Source organism: Moraxella nonliquefaciens, assembly GCF_001679005.1.
GTDB classification, from domain to species: domain Bacteria; phylum Pseudomonadota; class Gammaproteobacteria; order Pseudomonadales; family Moraxellaceae; genus Moraxella; species Moraxella nonliquefaciens.
The window spans coordinates 1-1,206 of sequence record NZ_LXTW01000022.1; the positions used below are offsets into that span (position 1 = coordinate 1).

Here is a 1,206-nt window from a genome sequence, read left to right on the forward strand (position 1 = left end):
TATCTGAATACGGCTCAACAGAACATCTTATACAGTCTTTTAAAGAGCAAATAATTTTTATTATTGTTATGGGTTTGTTCTTTTGTGCTGTCTATTACTTTTATATAAAGCCTAATGAGGTAAAAAAACTCCAATCAGCATCAAAATATGAGTGTGGACATCTTATTGAGTTTTATTCCTCCCCTGATTCTGATGACCCTAGAAATAGAAACATTGATTATTTTTCAATTAAGAACCAACAGGGTAAAGAGTTGCATTTTGTGAGAAGTAGAAGATCTGATTTGGGTGCTAAAAATGCCAAACAAGGTGATTTGGTATGTTTAACATACAGCACAGAATATTACGAAGATTTTGGTAAAAAAGTACGAGATAAGAAAATACCTTATCTTATTAAAATTAACTCAGTAGGAGAGTAAATATGAATGCTAAATTAATTGAAAAAGGTTTATCCTATGGTTCAGCAACAATAGCAGGTGCAGATTCCATTAATGGTGCAAAACAAGAAATTGATAAAGAACCAGAAAGCAGAAATGATTTGAATACCGCTAGCAATTCAGCTCAAACTGTCGCTGCTTTTGGTTCTCTAAATCAAGTTACTGCATTAATGACCGCCCCTATGGCGGCAACAATCACGACTGCAAAGATTATGTCTGACTTAAAAAATGGCAATACTGTATCCGCAGGCGATGTCATGGCAGTAACAGGCAATGTGCTAACATTTGTTGGTACTATGGGGTTACTAGCAGGAGCAACAGTAAGTGCACCTGTGGTTGTTGGGATAGGGTTTACAGTTACTGCATTGGGGGCTTTGGCAAACAATAAAGATGTAATTATTGACTTTTATAATGATGTCGCCAAAGAGATTGATAAAAAAATAGATTATAAGTTAAATGAACTATCAAACAAAATTGGCGAAACTGCCATTGATACCCATAACGCCATCACCAATGGCATAAATAATACCAAAAACACTTTAAATGACATCGCCTCTGGTAAAGCATTTAGAGATTCCATAGACAAACTCGCCCCCAAAATTGGCGAGGCTGCTATCAATATGGATAAAGCCATCAATGAAGCAATGGCAAATGGTGCTGAAAAAGTAAACGATGCCATACAAAAAGCCACTGATGCCTACAAAACTGCCGAACAAAAAATCGCAGATGCCTACAAAGCTGCTGAACAAGCCCTTAAAGATGGTGTAAAAAA

2 protein-coding genes are annotated in these 1,206 nt (G+C 36.1%); both read left to right on the forward strand.

Features of this window, described 5'->3' with window-relative positions:
- Window positions 1-416: hypothetical protein (locus A7456_RS11410; protein WP_158512500.1), on the forward strand; the 416-nt coding region annotated here is incomplete at its 5' end.
- A 2-nt stretch (window positions 417-418) separates the two neighbouring features.
- Window positions 419-1,206 (forward strand): hypothetical protein (locus A7456_RS06325; RefSeq protein ID WP_145916090.1); only part of this gene is annotated, 788 nt, incomplete at its 3' end.